Origin of the sequence: Zeimonas sediminis (assembly GCF_023721795.1) — a bacterium.
Taxonomy (GTDB): domain Bacteria; phylum Pseudomonadota; class Gammaproteobacteria; order Burkholderiales; family Burkholderiaceae_E; genus Zeimonas; species Zeimonas sediminis.
On record NZ_JAMQYE010000002.1, the window covers coordinates 64,407 to 80,669 of the forward strand.

Consider the following 16,263-nt stretch of genomic DNA (forward strand, 5'->3'; position numbering starts at 1 on the left):
CAAGCCGGCGCCGCACCCGGACCCTTCGCGCCGCGATGACCGTCTTCGTCCTGCGTCGCCTGGCCCAGACGCTGCTGGTGCTGTTCGTCACCAGCGTGCTGGTATTCGGCGGGCTCTACCTGGTCGGCGACCCGGTCGAGATCCTGGTCAACCCCACGGCCGACCAGATCGAGAAGGACCGCGCCCGCGCGGCGCTGGGCCTGGACAAGCCGGTGCTCGAGCAGTACTGGATCTTCCTGAAGGGCACCGCCAGCGGCAATCTCGGCGACTCCTTCGTGTACGCGCGGCCGGCGCTCGAGGTGATCTTCGAGCGGATGCCCGCCACGCTCGAGCTGGCGGTGCTGGCGATGCTGATCGCGATCGCGATCGGCATCCCGCTCGGGCTGTATGCGGGCCTTCGGCCCAACGGCTGGGGCGCCCGCGCGATCATGGCCGGCTCGATCCTCGGCTTCTCGCTGCCGACCTTCTGGGTCGGCCTGATGCTGATCCTGGTGTTCGCGGTCACGCTGGGCTGGCTGCCCTCGACCGGCCGCGGCCCGACCAGCGAATTCCTCGGCATGCAGCTGTCGATCCTGCACTGGGAGGGACTGCGCCACGCGCTGCTGCCGGCCGCCAACCTGGCGCTGCTCAAGCTCTCGCTGATCACCCGGCTCACCCGCGCGCAGGTGCGCGAGCAGAGCCTGCTCGACTACATCCGCTTCGCGCGGGCCAAGGGGCTGTCGCGCACCCGCGTGGTCGGCGTGCACCTGCTGAAGAACATCCTGATCCCGCTGGTCACCGTGATCGGCCTGGAGCTCGGCTCGGTGATCGCCTACGCGATCGTCACCGAGACGATCTTCGCCTGGCCCGGCATGGGCAAGCTGGTCATCGACTCGATCTTCCAGCTCGACCGGCCGGTGGTCGTGGCGTACCTGATGGTGGTGGTGTTCATGTTCATCGTCATCAACCTGGTCGTCGACATCCTGTACTCGGTGCTCGACCCGCGGGTGCGCCTGTCGGAGGCGAAGGGATGAGCGCGGGCGCGCCCTCCCCTTCGCCGGCAGGCGCGGCGCCGGCCGCGCGCGGCGAATCGCCGCTGCGCAGGTTCTGGCGACAGTTCGCCGAGAGCCGCGTCGCGCTGGCCGGCCTCGCGATGCTGCTGGCCATCCTGTTCGTGGCCGTGTTCGCGCCCTGGCTGTCGCCGCAGGATCCGTACGACCTGGCCAGCCTCGACCTTCTCGACTCGCGGCTGGCTCCCGGCGAGCAGGGCATGTCGGGCGTCACCTACCTGCTCGGGACCGACGGCCAGGGGCGCGACATGCTGTCGGCGATCTTCCACGGCCTGCGGGTGTCGCTGTACGTGGGCGTGGCGAGCGGCCTGCTCGCGCTGGCGATCGGCAGCCTGGCCGGCGTGCTCGCCGCCTACCTGGGCGGGCGCTTCGAGCAGGTGGTCATGCGGATCGTCGACATCCAGCTCGGCTTCCCCGCGATCCTGGTCGCGCTGGTGCTGCTCGCGGTGCTCGGCACCGGTGTGGACAAGATCATCGTGGCGCTGGTCACGGTCCAGTGGGCCTACTACGCGCGCACCGCGCGCTCGGCCGCGCTGGTCGAGCGCAACAAGGAGTACGTCGAGGCGGCGCGCGCGCTGGGCCTGTCGGGCGCGCGCATCGTGCTGCGCCACCTGCTGCCGAACGCGCTGCCGCCGCTGATCGTGGTCGGCACGGTGCAGGTCGCGCACGCGATCGCGCTCGAGGCCACGCTGTCCTTCCTTGGGCTGGGCCTGCCCGCCACCGAGCCCTCGCTCGGCCTGCTGATCGCCACCGGCTACGAGTACCTGCTGTCGGGCAAGTACTGGATCAGCGTCTACCCGGGCGTGGCGCTGCTGCTCACGATCCTGTCGATCAACCTGGTCGGCGACCAGTTGCGCGACGTGCTGAACCCGCGGCTGGCCAAGTGATGGCGAACGCTCCCCTGCTGCGCGTGAGCGGCCTGCGCACCGAGTTCGCTACCCGCGACGGCATCCTGCCTGCGGTGGCCGACGTCGGCTTCGAGATCGCCCGCGGCGAGGTGCTGGGCCTGGTCGGCGAATCGGGCTCGGGCAAGTCGGTGACCGGCTTCTCGATCCTCGGCCTGATCGACCCGCCGGGCCGCGTCGCCGCCGGCAGCATCGCGTTCGACGGAACCGAGCTGGTCGGCGCGCCGGAAGAGTCGCTGAGAAAGCTGCGCGGCAAGCGCATCGCGATGATCTTCCAGGACCCGATGATGACGCTGAACCCGGTGCTGTCGATCGGGACCCAGATGGTCGAGACGGTGCTCGCGCACGACCGGGTAAGCCGCGCGGCGGCCCGCGAGCGCGCGGTCCGGGCGCTCGAGCGCGTGGGCATCGCGTCGCCGGCCGAGCGGCTGAAGCAGTACCCGCACCAGTTCTCGGGCGGCATGCGCCAGCGGGTGGCGATCGCGATCGCGCTGCTGCACGAGCCCGACCTGATCATCGCCGACGAGCCGACCACCGCGCTCGACGTCACGGTGCAAGGCCAGATCCTTCACGAGATGCAGAAGCTGGTGCGCGAGTCGGGCACCGCGCTGCTGTGGATCACCCACGACCTCGCCGTGGTGGCCGGGCTCGCCGACCGGATCGCGGTGATGTACGCCGGGCGGATCGTCGAGACCGGCGGCAGCGCCGAGGTGCTCGACTCGCCTCGCCACCCGTACACGCGCGGCCTGCTCGACTCGGTGCCGGCCAGCGCGCGGCCGGGCGCCCGCCTGCGGCAGATCCGCGGCTCGACCCCGTCGGTGCTCAGGCTCGGCCCGGGCTGCGCGTTCGCCGAACGCTGCCCGGAGGCCCGCGCCGACTGCGGACGGATGCCCGACCTGGCGGCAGGCGACGGCCGCGCTGTGCGCTGCCACTTCCCCCTGGCCGAGGCCACGGCATGAACGCCCCCTTGCTCGAGTTCCGCGCGGTCTCGAAGCGCTTCACGAAGAAGCTCGACGCGATCGAGAAGCTCGCCCGGATGCTGGGCGCGCGGGTTTCCGAGCAGACCGTTCACGCGGTGGACCGGGTCAGCTTCGGGATCGCCGAGGGCGAGGTCGTGGGGCTGGTCGGCGAGTCCGGCTGCGGCAAGTCCACGCTCGGGCGCGTCGGCTGCGGCCTGCACGCGCCCAGCGAGGGCGAGGTCCGCTACCGCGGCCGGCCGCTGCAGGCCGGCGGCGGCCGGCGCCCCCCGATCCAGATGATCTTCCAGGACCCCTTCGCGTCGCTGAACCCGCGCATGCGGGTGGCCGAGATCGTCGGCGAGGCGCCGCGGGTGCACGGCATCGTCGATCGCGGGCAGGTCGAGGACTACGTGGCCGACCTGTTGCGGCGAGTCGGGCTCGACCCGGGCTTCTCTCGCCGTTACCCGCACCAGTTCTCCGGCGGCCAGCGGGCGCGGATCGGCATCGCCCGGGCGCTCGCGGTGAAGCCCGAGTTCCTGGTCTGCGACGAGGCGGTGGCGGCGCTCGACGTGTCGATCCAGGCCCAGGTGCTGAACCTGTTCATGGACCTGCGCGACGAGTTCGGCCTCACCTACCTGTTCATCAGCCACGACCTCGGCGTGGTGCGCCACCTGTCGCAGCGCGTGGTGGTGATGTACCTGGGCCGGGTCGTCGAGATCGGCGCGACCGAGACCCTGTTCGATTCGCCCGACCATCCGTACACGCAGGCGCTGCTCGAGGAGGTGCCGCGGCTCGACCGCAAGCGGCGCGACTTCGTGCCGATCCGCGGCGAGATCCCGTCGCCGCTCGCGCCGCCGCCGGGCTGTCACTTCCATCCCCGCTGCCCGAAGGCGATGCCGCGCTGCGCGGCGCAGGCGCCGGTGCTGCGCGAGACTTCCCCGGGCCGCTGGTCGGCCTGCCACCTGAACGATGGCTGACGCCGGCCTCGCCCCCCTGGAAACGAACACGGAATGACCCCCGAACAGGCCCTGGCGCTTTACGGTCCCGACGATCCCCGGGAGCCGCTGCTGCTCGACTCGCCCCACTCCGGCCGCGAGTTCCCGGCCGACTTCGACGCGATCGTCAGCGAGTTCGACCTGCGCGACGGTGAGGACTGCTTCATCGACGAGCTCTACCTGCCGGCCACCGAGCTGGGCGTGAGCCTGATCGCGGCGCGCTTTCCGCGCACCTGGCTGGACCCGAACCGCCACCACGGCGACATCGACCTCGACCTGATCGAGGGAGGAAGCTGGCCCCACGAGTATCGCCCCAGCGGCAAGGCGCGGCTCGGCAAGGCGCTGGTCTGGCGCACGCTCGACGACGGCCGGCCGATCTACGGCCGCAGGCTGCGCGTCGACGAGGTGCTCGACCGGATCGAGCGCGGCCACCGCCCCTACCATCGCGCGCTGCAAGGCGCCATCGACGCGACGCACGCCCGCTTCGGCGTCTCCTACCACCTGAACTGCCACTCGATGAACCCGGTGGCCGGCGTGCAGGGCGAAGGCGGCGCCGGCGCGGTGCGCGCCGACTTCGTGCTCGGCGACCGCGACGGCAGCACCTGCGAGGCGGGCTTCACCGCCTTCGTGCGCGAGGTCCTGTCCGGCATGGGCTATGAGGTGAAGGTCAACGACCCGTACAAGGGCGTGGAGCTGGTTCGCGCATACTCCGACCCGGCCGCCGGCCGCCACAGCCTGCAGCTCGAGATCAACAAGCGCCTGTACATGGACCCGGCCACCCGCGAGCCGAACGAGGGCTTCGCCGCGCTGCAGGCGAACCTGCGAACGCTCGTCGACGCGCTGCTCGACTACACCCGAACCAAGGCGAATCGCCATGACTGAACCGACCCGCCCGGCCGCCGCCGCCGCGCCCGGCCACTACCCGATCGAGATCTCGCCGCCCGACATCTCGGGCTGGCGCCACGGCAATACCGGCGTGGACTACGTTCACGAGCTCGACTCCGGACGCCCGGGCCCCACGGTCATGGTGCAGGCGCTCACGCACGGCAACGAATTCTGCGGCGCGCTGGCTCTGGACTGGCTGCTGCGCAGCGGCCTGCGGCCCGCGGCCGGGCGGCTGATCCTGGCCTTCGCGAACGTCGAGGCCTTCGCCCGCTTCGACTTCGACGACCCGAACGCGTCGCGCTTCATCGACGAGGACTTCAACCGGGTCTGGGCCGACGACACGCTGTTCGGCCCGCGCGACTCGGCCGAGCTGCGCAGGGCGCGTCAGCTGCAGCCCTTCGTCGACCGGGCCGACTTCCTGCTCGACATCCACTCGATGCACGAGCCCTGCCGCCCGATCATGGTCTGCGGGATGCTCGACAAGCACCTGGAGCTCGCCCGCCGCATCGGCATGCCCGCCGACCTGCTGATCGACACCGGCCACCCCGCCGGCCTGCGGATGCGCGACCGCGGCGGCTTCAACGATCCGGCGAGCCCGCGCCAGTCGGCGCTGGTCGAGTGCGGCCAGCACTGGGAGCGCGGCGCCGAGGCGGTGGCCCGCGACACGATGCTGCGCTTCCTCGCCGCAAGCGGAAGCCTGCCCTTCGACGCCGTCGCCCCCCACCTGTCGGTGCCGCTTCCCGCGCGCCAGCGGGTCGTCCGGGTGACCGAGCCGGTGGTGGCGCGCAGCCTCGACTTCCGTTTCCTGGTGCCGATCGAGGGGCTGGGCGTGGTCCAGAAGGCCGGCACGCCGATCGCGCAGGACGGCGACAAGGTCTGGCTCGCGCCCTACGACCACACGGTGCTGGTGATGCCCTCGCTGGCGCACCTGCGGCCGGGCAACACCCAGGTGCGGCTCGGTCGCTACGACGACTGAGCGACCGCCACCCCGGATACCAAGGAAGCTCGCATGGCAGGCACCGGCCTCCTGGCCCTGATCGACGACATCGCCACGCTGCTCGACGACGTCGCGATCCTGACCAAGATCACCGCGAAGAAGGCGGCCGGCGCGCTCGACGACGTGGCGGCGCTGACCAAGGTCGCCACCAAGAAGACAGCCGGCGTGCTCGGCGACGACCTGGCGCTCAACGCCCAGCAGGTCACCGGCGTGAAGGCCGACCGGGAGCTGCCGGTGGTCTGGGCGGTGGCCAAGGGCTCGATCCGCAACAAGCTGATCCTGGTGCCGGCGGCGCTCGCGATCAGCGCCTTCGCGCCTTGGGCGGTCACGCCGCTGCTGATGGCGGGCGGCCTGTTCCTCTGCTACGAGGGCTTCGAGAAGGTCTGGCACAAGCTTTCGCACGGCGACGGCGGAGAGTCCGAGCGGCACGGCGAGCTGGTCAGGGCGATCAGCGACCCGGCGATCGACCTGGTTGCCTTCGAGAAACAGAAGATCGCGGGCGCGATCCGCACCGACTTCATCCTGTCGGCCGAGATCATCGCGATCACCCTGGGCGCGGTGGCCGACGCGGCCTTCGGCACCCGAGTGACGGTGCTCGCCGGCATCGCGGCGATCATGACGGTCGGCGTCTACGGCATCGTGGCCGGCATCGTGAAACTCGACGACGCGGGGCTCTACCTGAGCCGGCGGCCGGGCGACGGCGCCTGGTCGCGGTTCCGGCGCAGCCTCGGCTTCGGCATCCTGGGCGCGGCGCCCTGGCTGATGAAGGCGCTGTCGGTCGCAGGCACCGCGGCGATGTTCCTGGTCGGCGGCGGCATCCTGACCCACGGGATTCCGCCGCTGCACCACTGGGTGGCCGGCCTGGCGGAGCGTTTCGGCGGAATCGTCGCGGCGATCGGACCGACCCTGGTCGACGCGCTCGCCGGCATCGCCGCCGGCGCGTTCACCGTCGCGGTCGTGAGCCTGGCGAAGCGGCTGCGCGGCTAAAGCCCTGGCCGCCCGGTGAAGAGCCCGGGCGGGCCGGCGCGGCCGGCTTAGTCGCTAGTCCGGCGCGGCCGCCAGCTCGGCGACCGTGGCCTCGATCAGCGCCCGGGCGATGCTGATCCGGGGCGGCAGCTGGGGCAGCGCGTCGATCGGGAACCACTGCGCGTCGGCCAGCTCGTTCTCGTCGATGCGGATGTCGCCGCCCGCCCATTCGGCGGTGAACGCGATCATCAGAGAGTTCGGGAAGGGCCAGCTCTGGCTCGCGAAATAACGCAGGTTCTTGACCTCGACGCCGGCCTCCTCGCGCACCTCGCGCACCAGCGCTTCCTCGATCGACTCGCCTGCCTCCAGGAAGCCGGCCAGCGCGCTGTAGCGGCCGGGCGGAAAGTTGAGCCCGCGGCCGAGCAGAAGCTCCTTGCCGCGCGTGACCAGCGCCATCATCGCCGGCGAGATCCGCGGGTAGGAACTCAGGCCGCAGGCCGGGCAGCGACGGGCCCGCTCGTGCCCGACCCGCTCGGTCGGCGTGCCGCAGGCGCCGCAGAAGCGGTGGGTGCGGTCCCACTCGACGAGCTGAACGCCGCGCATCGCGATCGCCAGCGACACGTCGTCGAGCACGCCGAACCAGCTGCGCAGGCCGGCCGCGCGCAGACCGGCGGGCAGGGCCTCGGCGCCGAACTCGTCGGGCAGGGCCACCGCCAGGTGCCGGCGGCCCTCGAGCTGGCCGATGCCGTGCACGCGGCCGGGAACCAGGCCGGCCTCGCGGTAGAAGCGCCAGGGCAAGGCGCCCGGCGAGTCGCCGAATTGCACGAGCGAGTCGCGCACGAACACGTGCGCGATCGCGTCGTCGTCCAGCTCGAAGTCGAGCGTGTGTTCGAAGGCGGTGGGAATCTTCAGCATGCGCGCATTATGCTCCGGCCGGCCGCGGCGCCCGGGCGAGCGGGGTCCGCCCGCGCCTCAGCCCGGCTCGTCAGCCCCGCCCGTCCGAGGCGAGCTCGTAGCCGGCGACCAGCTCCAGCAGCTCGGCGGTGATCCGGTCCTGGCGGGCCCGCCGGAACGCCGCGCCGAGCTCGCCCTGGCGCTCGGCCAGGTTCTTCTCGGCCGCCTGCATCGCGACAAGGCGCGCGCCGGTTTCGCTGGCCAGCGATTCGGCGCACGCGCGGAACACCGACACGAAGAAGTACTGTCGCAACAGCGCCGACAGCAGCGCGTCGCGCTCCATCGAGTAGGTCGGGATCGATCGCGACGCCCAGGGCTCGGCCTCGAGCGCCCGGAAGGCCGCGAAGTCGACCGGCAACAGGCGCTGAACCGTGGGCTCGGACAAGGCGTTCGACAGGTGCCGACCGTAGACCAGGTCGACGGTCCCGATGCCGGCGTCGCGCCACGCGTCGACCCTGAGCAGCACCTCGCGGGCGGTGGCCGTGATGCCGGCGACCGAGCCCGGCACCGGCAGCGTGTCCTCGACCGCGATGCCAGCGTGGGCGAGCCGCTGCGCGCCGCGCGCGCCGACCGAGAGCACCCGCGGCGCGGCGGGCCCAGCGCGGACCGCCGCGACCGCGCGCCCGGCGACGTCCTCGTTGAAGCGCCCGCAGAGCCCGTGATCGGACCCGAACACGACGAACGCGGCGCCGGTCCGCCTCCGGTCCGGCGCCGGCGGCGCCGCCACGCGAAGGTCCCGCAGCACCACGTGCAGGCCCAGCTCCACCGTGCGATACCAGACCGCCAGCGCGCGCACCGCCTGCTCGTAATGGTGGATGTTGACCGCGGCGAGCGTCTTCATCGTGCGCACCACCGACTCGAGGTCCTCGAAGCTCTCGAGCTGGCGGCGCAGCCGGTCGAGCGACTCCATCAGCCCCTCGCGGCGCCCGAGCGGGCCATGCGGGTCGCGACCGCGTCGCGCGCGAGCGCCTCGAGCCGCTGCCAGTCGGACGCATCGAGCTTCTCGCCGCGCTCGATGCGCGCGCACAGGTCGCCGCAGGCCTCGGCCAGCCCCGCGCAGATCGCCCGCTCGATCGCCGGGATCTCCGAGAGCGGGCAGTCGTCGAAGATGCCCTGCCCGGCCGCGTGCAGCACCGCCACCTGCTCGGCCGGGGTGAGCGGCGAATGTCGTCCCTGCTTGAGCGCCTCGCGCACCCGGCGCCCGCGCTCGATCCGCGCGCGGGTCTGCTCGTCGAGGCGGGTCGCGAAGCGCGAGAAGGCCTCGAGTTCCTCGAACTGGGCGTGGGCCAGCCGAAGCGGGCCGGCCACCGCCCGGTAGGCGGCCAGCTGTGTCTTGCCGCCCACCCGCGACACCGAGCGCCCCACGTCGACCGGCGGCAGGATCCCCTTGTGGAAGAGGTCCGGCGACACGTAGACCTGGCCGTCGGTGATCGAGATCAGGTTGGTCGGGATGTAGGCCGCGATGTCCTGCGCCTGCGTCTCGACCACCGGCAGCGCGGTGAGCGAACCGCCGCCGAGCTCGTCGCGCAGCCGCGTCGCGCGCTCGAGCAGCCGGGCGTGCAGGTAGAAGACGTCGCCGGGGTAGGCCTCGCGGCCCGGCGGCCGGCGCAGCAGCAGCGACAGCTCGCGATAGGCGCGCGCGTGGCGGGTCAGGTCGTCGTAGACGATCAGCGCGTCCCGGCCGGCCCGCATGAAGCGCTCGGCGATCGTCGTGGCCGCGTACGGCGCGACGTACTGCAGGCCCACCGGATCCTCGCCGGCGGCGACCACCACCACGGTGTAGTCGAGCGCCCCGCCGGCGCGCAGGGACTCGATCACCGAGGCCACCGCGGTGCCGCGCTGGCCGATCGCGCAGTACACGCAGGCGACCCCGCTGCCGCGCTGGTTGAGGATCGTGTCGACCGCGATCGTGGTCTTGCCGCTCTGCCGGTCGCCGACGATCAGCTCGCGCTGGCCCCGGCCGATCGGGATCAGCGCGTCGACCACCTTCAGCCCGGTCTGCAGCGGCTCGGTGACCGGGGCCCGGTCCATGATCGCCGGCGGCGCGGCCTCGACAGGCCGGCGGTCGTCGGCGTGCAGCGGCCCCCGGCCGTCCAGCGGTCGGCCGGTGGGATCGATGACCCGGCCCAGCAGTCGCTCGCCCACCGGCACCTCGAGCTGCCGTCCGCCTGACCGCGCGCGCGTGCCGGCCCGCAGCCCGTCGCCCGCGTCGACCAGCACCACGCCGACCTCGTCGGCCTGAAGGTCGATCGCGATGCCGCGCGCGCCGCCGTCGAACTCGACCAGCTCCTCGGACCCCAGGCCGGGCAGGCCGCGCACCCGCGCGACGTCGCCGTCGACGCGGGTCACGACGCCGGTTTCGGCGATCCGCAACGACGGCTCGAAGCTCTCGAGCGCCTGGTCGATCAGCGACTGCGTGCCGTGCGGGAAGATCGAGGACATCGCCGGTTCGCCGCGCTCAGGCCGTCAAGCCGCGGCGCCCCGCGCCGCGCCGCCGGCGACCGGCGGCCGCGCTTCGGCGTCTCCGGCCTCGGCCAGCCGGCGCAGCAGCGCGTCCTCGACCTCGTCGAGCTGATCGGCCACCGACCAGCCTATCCGCCGCCCCGCCCGGTCGATCTCGATGCCGCAGACGAGTGCCGGATCGGTCTCGAAGACCGTGTCGACGTCGCCGCCGACGAGCTCGCGCAATGCCTCGAGGACTCGCTGCCGGTCGGCGGCCGCAAGGGGGAAGCCGGTTGCCACGGTCACCGGCCCGGCCCCGTCGGCGAAGGCCGCACGCCGCTCGCCGTCTAGCGCCGCCAGCTTGCCGAGGAACACGCCGATCGCACGCGACTCGAGCCCGGCGTCGGCCACGTCGGCCAGGCACCGGCGGGCGATCGCCTGCGCCGACACCGCGATCTCCTGCCTCAGCGCCTGGCGGATCGCCTGCCGCTCGCGCGCGAGCTCCTCGCGCCAGGCCGACTCGGTGCGCGCGATGTCCTCGCGCGCAGCCTGCATCAGCCGCTCGCGCTCGGCGGCCGCATCGTCGCGCGCCTGCGCGGCCAGCGCCTCGCGCTCGCGCTCGAACCCCCGAAGCCTGTCCTCGTAGTCTCGAGCCGTCCGGCCGGCGGCAGCCTCGCGCTCGGCCGCCTCGGACAGCCGGCCCGCGATCCGCGCCTCGCGGCGCTCGATCGCGGCGACCACCGGCCCGTACAGGAACTTCTTCAGAAGGAAGACCAGGACCAGGAAGTTGACCGCCTGCGCCGCCACGGTCAGCCAGTCGATCTGCATGCTCAGCCTCCGCCGGCCTGGACGAAGTGGTTCCAGAACGGGTTGGCGAAGACCAGGATCATCGCCAGCACGAAGCAGTAGATCGCGGTCGACTCGATCATCGCCAGGCCCACGAACAGCGTGCGGGTGATCGTCGCGCTCTCGTCGGGCTGCTGTGCGATCGCGGCCAGCGCCTGGGCCACCGCGCGCGCCTCGCCGAAGGCCGGCCCCAGCGAACCGACGGCGAGCGTGAGCCCCGCGGTGACGATCGAAACCATGCCGATGAGAGAAAGACTGTCCATTCCGGGTTCCCCTTTGCCGTTCCTGTTCACCGGCCCCGATCGTTCGCCTCGCGTTCCCGCGAGCCCGCGGAACCGGAGCCGCCCCGGCTTGCGCCGCCCGAAGCCGCCGATGCCGCCGATGCCGCCGAAGCAATGTAGACCATCGCGAGCACCGCGAAGATGTAGGCCTGGATCATCCCGGTGAGCAGGCCCAGCAACTGCATGACCACCGGGAAGAAGAACGGCACCAGCGAGAGCAGGATGCCGGCCAGCACCGTGCCGCTCATGATGTTGCCGTACAGGCGAACCGCCAGCGCCACCGTACGCGAGATCTCGCCGATCAGGTTGAACGGCAGCATCAGCGGCGTGGGCCTCAGGTAGTGCCGGAGGTAGCCGAGCGCGCCCTGCTGCGCGACGCCGAACACCGGCACCGCCACCAGCACGCACAAGGCGAGCGCGGTCGTGGTCGACAGCGAGCCGGTCGGAGGCCGGAAGCCCGGCACCACCGCCAGCAGGTTCGACGCGGCGATGAACAGGAACAGGGTGCCCACGAACGGCAGGTAGGCGCCCGGGTCCTGTCGGCTCACTTGCGCGATCTGGTCGCGGATGCCGGTGACCAGCACCTCGAGCACGTGCTGCCAGCGCGAGGGCTCGGGCCCGTCGGTCAGCCGGCGCGTGACCAGCCACGACAGCACGACCAGCAGGGCCATCACCAGCCAGGTGAACGCGATCGTCGCGTTGACCGGGAACGGCCCCCAGTGCCAGAGGACCCAGGCGTCGGGCGTGATCGCGATCATCGCTCCCCGCCTTGCCGGCTCGCGGCGTCCGCCGGACGCGCGGCGTCTTCGCGACGCGCGCGCGCGAGCAGCGCGGTGCGCGCGACCAGGAAACCGCCGAGCGCGGCGACCAGCCCCTGCCACCCGGCCCACCGGCCCACCGCCCAGAACACGGCGACCGCGAGCAGCGTGCGCGCGAACAGGCTGGCCAGCATCAGCAGCGCCGGTCGCCGGGCACTCGCCAGCGCGTTCACGGTGAGGCGCAGCCCCGCGAAGAACGCGAGGCCCAGCAGGCCGCCGGCCAGCGCGCCGACCAGCCAGGCTGCGACGCCCGCTCCCTGACCGTCAGTCATCGGTCCTCATCGCTCCCCGCTTGCCTTGCCCCGGTTTCCTCGTCGCTCGCGCCTTCCGCGCTCTCCTGCCGCACCCAGCGCCACGCGTTGAAACTGCCCAGCGCCGCGCCGGCGAAGAGCAGCGTCAGCGTCCACGACACCCGCCCCGACGGCCAGCTGCGGTCGAGCCACAGCCCCGCGGCGACCCCGATCAGCGTGGGCACCGCAATCGACCAGCCCACCAGGCCGATCATACCGAGCGAGAACCACACGCTGGCGCCCTTGCGCCCGCGGGCCCGCAGCTTGCGCGCGGCGCGACGGCCCACGCGATCGGCGAGCGCGGGACGCGGCGCTCCGGCGGCGGGGCCGTCGTCGGCGGGGCTCCCCGCGCCCGACTCTTGCGGCAACTCAGCCACGCGCGCCCCGCTCCATCTCCATCAGCCCGCGCAGCGCCGCCGCCTCCAGCCGCGCGATCGCCGACCGGGCGAGCCGCTCGTCCTCGCCGATCTCGAGGAAACGGCCCTCGATCGCCGACCTCAGGTCTTCCAGCGAGTCGCCGGCCACCGCGTCCACCACCGACACCAGCACGTCGTCGGCCCGCTTGACCAGCGTCCCCTCGTCGATCGCCAGGTAACGCTCCGCCTGCCCCGGCGCGGTGTACGCGAGAATGCCGGGCACCAGCGCGGCGACGAAGTCCACGTGGCGGGGCAACAGGCAGAAGGCGCCGTTGCACGCCTCGGCCACGACCTTCGAGACCTGCAGGTCGACCAGCTCGCGCGTCGGCAACAGCACGCGCAGCCGCATCAGGCGTCGATCGCCTCGCGGCTCAGCCATGCCGCGCCTCGTCGATGCTGCCGATCATGTAGAGCGCGCCTTCGTCGATCTCGTCGAACTCGCCGTCGAGGATCCGCTCGCAGCCGGCGATCGTCTGCTCGAGCGGCACGGTGCGCCCTTGCGCGCCGGTGAACTGGCCGGTCGTGTGGAAGGGCTGGGTCAGGAATCGCTCGAGCCTTCGCGCGTTCAGCACGGTGCGCCGGTCGGCGTGCGACAGCTCCTCGAAGCCGAGCATCGCGATGATGTCCTTCAGGTCCTCGTATTCGGCCAGGGTGCGGCGCGCCTCGAGCGCGACCCGGTAGTGCCGCTCGCCGACCACGGCGGGCGACAGCATCTTGGAATCGGAGCGCAGCGGATCGACCGCCGGGTACAGGCCCTGCGCGGCGCGCTTGCGCGACAGCACGACCGAGGCCGACAGGTGCGCGAAGGTGTGGGTGGCCGACGGATCGGTCAGGTCGTCGGCCGGCACGTAGACCGCCTGCACCGAGGTCATCGCGGCCTGCGGCGAACCGGCGATCCGCTCCTCGAGCTCGGCCAGCTCGCTCGCCAGGGTGGGCTGGTAGCCGACCCGCGACGGCACGCGGCCCATCAGGCCCGACACCTCGCCGCCCGACTGCACGAAGCGGAAGATGTTGTCGATCAGCAGCAGCACGTTCTGGCGCAGCTCGTCGCGGAAATGCTCGGCGATCGACAAGGCCGCATGGCCCACCCGGAAGCGCGCGCCCGGCGGCTCGCTCATCTGGCCGAAGACCATCACCGTGCGATCGAGCACCCCGGCCTCGCGCATCTCGCGATACAGTTCCTCGGCCTCGCGGCTGCGCTCGCCGATCCCGCAAAACAGGCTCACCCCCTGGTAGTGGCCGACCATGTTGTGGATCAGCTCGGTGATCAGCACCGTCTTGCCGACGCCGGCCCCGCCGAACAGCCCCGCCTTGCCGCCCCGCTCGAGCGGGCTCAGCAGGTCGATCGCCTTGATGCCGGTCTCGAAGATCTCGTTGCCGGGCACCCGCTGCGCGAGCGGCAGCGGCGCCCGCACGATCGGCAGGCTGTCCGGAGTCGCGGGCGGATCGCCGCCGTCGAGCGGATTGCCGAACAGGTCGAGCATCCGGCCGAGCAGCGCCTCGCCCACCGGCACCCGCAGCGCGTCGCCGGTGTCGATCACCGGCGCGCCGCGCGCGAGGCCGCGCGTCTGGGTGAGCGCGATGCATCGCACGGTGCGGGCGTCGACGTGCGCCTCGACCTCGAGCACCACCTCGCCGTCGCGGCCGGCGCGCAGCGCGCGGGCGCGCGGCGGCGGGTCGCCGGGAAAGCGCACGTCGACGACGTTGCCGCGCACCGCGGCCACGCGCGGACTCGCGCCACGGGCGTGCCCGGCGCCGGCCGGCTTGCCGGCATCGACCGGCGCGCCGGCGCGCGCGTCCTCGCCCCGGGGGCCGCCGTGCGTTGGATCCGCGAAGCTCGTCATCTGCGCATGGGCACCGGGAAGACCAGAACGCCCCAACGATAGAGGCCGAACCGCCGCAGGTCAAAGCCGAAGCGCATAGCAAAACGCCCCGACTCGTTTCCGAATCGGGGCGTTGCTCGAATCTGGCGTCCCGTAGGGGATTCGAACCCCTGTTACAACCGTGAAAGGGTCGTGTCCTAGGCCTCTAGACGAACGGGACTTTCACTTTTCCGGTGGTGGAGGTAAGCGGGATCGAACCGCTGACCTCTTGCATGCCATGCAAGCGCTCTCCCAGCTGAGCTATACCCCCCCGGCAAGACCGAAACTATAGCAGGCGCCATGATGCAGTGCAAGTCGAGGCGCCGAACCCCGTGCTAGCATCGATCGAACCCCCTGCCGGAGCTACCCGAATGACCGCCAGAATCCTCGATGGCACCGCCCTGTCCCGCACGATCCGCGCCGAGGTCGCCGAGCGCGCCGCCGCGCTCACCGCCCGCGGCACCCGCCCGGGGCTCGCGGTGATCCTCGTCGGCGACTCGCCTGCCTCGGCCGTCTACGTGCGCAACAAGATCCGCGCGTGCACCGAGGCCGACATCCACTCCGTGTTCGATCACCTGCCCGCCGACACGACCGAGGCCGCCCTGCTGGCGCGGATCCGCGAGCTGAACGCGGATCCGGCGGTGCACGGCATCCTGGTGCAACTGCCGCTGCCGCCGCACATCGACGAGCGCCTGGTCATCGAGGCGATCTCGCCGGCCAAGGACGTCGACGGCTTCCACCTGCACAACGCGGGAGCGCTGCTGACCGGCTCGCCGCTGTTCCGCCCCTGCACGCCCTACGGCGTGATGAAGCTGCTCGAGCACGCGGGCGCGCAGCTCGACGGCGCGGAGGCCGTGATCGTGGGCCGCAGCAACATCGTCGGCAAGCCGCAGGCGCTGATGCTGATGCAGGAAGGCGCCACCGTCACGATCTGCCACAGCCGCACCCGCGACCTCGCCTTCCACACCCGCCGCGCCGACATCCTGGTGGCGGCGGTGGGCCGGCCGAAGATGATCACCGGCGACATGATCAAGCCGGGCGCGATCGTGATCGACGTCGGCATCAACCGGATCGAGGAAGGGCCCGACGCGGGCAAGCTGTGCGGGGACGTGGACTTCGCTTCGGCGGTCGAGGTGGCCGGGGCGATCACGCCGGTGCCGGGGGGCGTGGGGCCGATGACGATCGCGATGCTGCTCGTGAACACGGTGGAGGCGGCGCGGCGCTTCGCGGGCTGACCGGCGGGCGGCGCTTCGCGGTCTTGACCTGCGATCGGGTTGCGCGGGCGGACGGAGGAGGCCAGATCCTCGCGCGCGGACGCGCTGTCCTCGCGGAAACGCTCGGTCGCGCTACGCCGAGCCCGGACCGTCGACCCCAACTCACCGGCCCTGCGGGCCGGCTCGGACAGGGGTCGACTTGCGCTTCGCGCATCCGGTCTCGGCGGCGCTCTCTCGCCAGCGCCCACGCGCGCGAGGATCTGGCCTCTCCCGTCCGCCTCGATGCGTTGCGGCGGGCCAAGACCGCGAAGCGCCGCCCGACGGTCCGCCGCAGGGGCTTGAGAGCTTGCCGCGCCGTCCCGACGTAAGCTTTCGAACCATCAC

The 16,263-nt window shown here is 72.3% G+C and carries 17 protein-coding genes, 2 tRNA genes and 1 pseudogene; 8 read left to right on the plus strand and 12 right to left on the minus strand.

What is annotated here, in order from left to right:
• The first annotated feature begins 35 nt into the window (after positions 1 to 35).
• From M6I34_RS15685 to M6I34_RS15715, 7 genes are read left to right on the plus strand one after another with little or no spacing between them, the layout of a single operon-like run.
• Positions 36 to 1,013, plus strand: a complete 978-nt coding sequence (locus tag M6I34_RS15685) for an ABC transporter permease (RefSeq protein WP_272486750.1) — start codon at positions 36 to 38, stop codon at positions 1,011 to 1,013.
• Positions 1,010 to 1,936: an ABC transporter permease gene (locus tag M6I34_RS15690; RefSeq protein WP_272486751.1), complete on the plus strand. Its 927-nt coding sequence runs from the start codon at positions 1,010 to 1,012 to the stop codon at positions 1,934 to 1,936. The genes M6I34_RS15685 and M6I34_RS15690 overlap by 4 nt, the downstream gene beginning before the upstream one ends.
• On the plus strand, positions 1,936 to 2,913 hold the full coding sequence (locus tag M6I34_RS15695) for an ABC transporter ATP-binding protein (RefSeq protein ID WP_272486752.1): 978 nt from the start codon (positions 1,936 to 1,938) through the stop codon (positions 2,911 to 2,913). The genes M6I34_RS15690 and M6I34_RS15695 overlap by 1 nt, the downstream gene beginning before the upstream one ends.
• Positions 2,910 to 3,890, plus strand: coding sequence for an ABC transporter ATP-binding protein (locus tag M6I34_RS15700; RefSeq protein WP_272486753.1), 981 nt, complete (start codon positions 2,910 to 2,912; stop codon positions 3,888 to 3,890). Before M6I34_RS15695 ends, M6I34_RS15700 begins: the two co-directional genes overlap by 4 nt.
• Positions 3,891 to 3,923: 33 nt before the next feature.
• Positions 3,924 to 4,790 (plus strand): N-formylglutamate amidohydrolase, encoded by an 867-nt coding sequence (locus tag M6I34_RS15705; RefSeq protein ID WP_272486754.1) that lies wholly within the window; start codon positions 3,924 to 3,926, stop codon positions 4,788 to 4,790.
• Positions 4,783 to 5,769 carry a M14 family metallopeptidase gene (locus tag M6I34_RS15710; protein ID WP_272486755.1) on the plus strand — a complete coding sequence of 329 codons (987 nt, stop codon included), beginning with the start codon at positions 4,783 to 4,785 and terminating at the stop codon, positions 5,767 to 5,769. The genes M6I34_RS15705 and M6I34_RS15710 overlap by 8 nt, the downstream gene beginning before the upstream one ends.
• A 33-nt stretch (positions 5,770 to 5,802) precedes the next feature.
• On the plus strand, positions 5,803 to 6,777 hold the full coding sequence (locus M6I34_RS15715; protein WP_272486756.1) for a DUF808 domain-containing protein: 975 nt from the start codon (positions 5,803 to 5,805) through the stop codon (positions 6,775 to 6,777).
• A 54-nt stretch (positions 6,778 to 6,831) separates the two neighbouring features.
• On the opposite strand, the gene nudC is transcribed toward M6I34_RS15715, so the two are convergent.
• From nudC to M6I34_RS15775, 12 genes and pseudogenes are all read right to left on the minus strand, one after another.
• Positions 6,832 to 7,671 (minus strand): NAD(+) diphosphatase, encoded by an 840-nt coding sequence (gene nudC, locus M6I34_RS15720; RefSeq protein ID WP_272486757.1) that lies wholly within the window; start codon positions 7,669 to 7,671, stop codon positions 6,832 to 6,834.
• Positions 7,672 to 7,741: 70 nt separating this feature from the next.
• Positions 7,742 to 8,620, minus strand: a complete 879-nt coding sequence (locus M6I34_RS15725) for a F0F1 ATP synthase subunit gamma (protein WP_272486758.1) — start codon at positions 8,618 to 8,620, stop codon at positions 7,742 to 7,744.
• Positions 8,620 to 10,152, minus strand: coding sequence for an alternate F1F0 ATPase, F1 subunit alpha (locus M6I34_RS15730; protein WP_272486759.1), 1,533 nt, complete (start codon positions 10,150 to 10,152; stop codon positions 8,620 to 8,622). The genes M6I34_RS15725 and M6I34_RS15730 overlap by 1 nt, the downstream gene beginning before the upstream one ends.
• A 24-nt stretch (positions 10,153 to 10,176) precedes the next feature.
• On the minus strand, positions 10,177 to 10,980 hold the full coding sequence (locus M6I34_RS15735) for a F0F1 ATP synthase subunit delta (RefSeq protein ID WP_272486760.1): 804 nt from the start codon (positions 10,978 to 10,980) through the stop codon (positions 10,177 to 10,179).
• Between the two features lie 2 nt (positions 10,981 to 10,982).
• Positions 10,983 to 11,261, minus strand: coding sequence for a F0F1 ATP synthase subunit C (locus M6I34_RS15740; protein WP_272486761.1), 279 nt, complete (start codon positions 11,259 to 11,261; stop codon positions 10,983 to 10,985).
• Between the two features lie 26 nt (positions 11,262 to 11,287).
• Complete coding sequence (locus M6I34_RS15745; RefSeq protein WP_272486762.1) at positions 11,288 to 12,037, minus strand: F0F1 ATP synthase subunit A; 750 nt, start codon at positions 12,035 to 12,037, stop codon at positions 11,288 to 11,290.
• Positions 12,034 to 12,369 carry an N-ATPase subunit AtpR gene (locus M6I34_RS15750; RefSeq protein ID WP_272486763.1) on the minus strand — a complete coding sequence of 112 codons (336 nt, stop codon included), beginning with the start codon at positions 12,367 to 12,369 and terminating at the stop codon, positions 12,034 to 12,036. The genes M6I34_RS15745 and M6I34_RS15750 overlap by 4 nt, the downstream gene beginning before the upstream one ends.
• A complete protein-coding gene (locus M6I34_RS15755) occupies positions 12,366 to 12,764 on the minus strand; it encodes an AtpZ/AtpI family protein (protein WP_272486764.1) in 399 nt (132 codons plus the stop codon). The genes M6I34_RS15750 and M6I34_RS15755 overlap by 4 nt, the downstream gene beginning before the upstream one ends.
• Positions 12,757 to 13,119 carry a F0F1 ATP synthase subunit epsilon gene (locus M6I34_RS15760; RefSeq protein WP_472926570.1) on the minus strand — a complete coding sequence of 121 codons (363 nt, stop codon included), beginning with the start codon at positions 13,117 to 13,119 and terminating at the stop codon, positions 12,757 to 12,759. Before M6I34_RS15760 ends, M6I34_RS15755 begins: the two co-directional genes overlap by 8 nt.
• Positions 13,010 to 14,647, minus strand: a pseudogene (atpD, locus tag M6I34_RS15765) (F0F1 ATP synthase subunit beta); the annotation flags it as partial. The gene M6I34_RS15760 and the pseudogene atpD, both read right to left, overlap by 110 nt.
• 123 nt (positions 14,648 to 14,770) lie before the next feature.
• A tRNA-Glu gene (locus tag M6I34_RS15770) sits at positions 14,771 to 14,846 on the minus strand.
• 14 nt (positions 14,847 to 14,860) lie between these two features.
• Positions 14,861 to 14,936: transfer RNA gene (locus M6I34_RS15775), tRNA-Ala, on the minus strand.
• A gap of 100 nt (positions 14,937 to 15,036) precedes the next feature.
• Between M6I34_RS15775 and folD the strand changes: the two genes are divergently transcribed.
• A complete protein-coding gene (gene folD / locus M6I34_RS15780; protein ID WP_272486767.1) occupies positions 15,037 to 15,900 on the plus strand; it encodes a bifunctional methylenetetrahydrofolate dehydrogenase/methenyltetrahydrofolate cyclohydrolase FolD in 864 nt (287 codons plus the stop codon).
• Positions 15,901 to 16,263 lie beyond the last annotated feature (363 nt).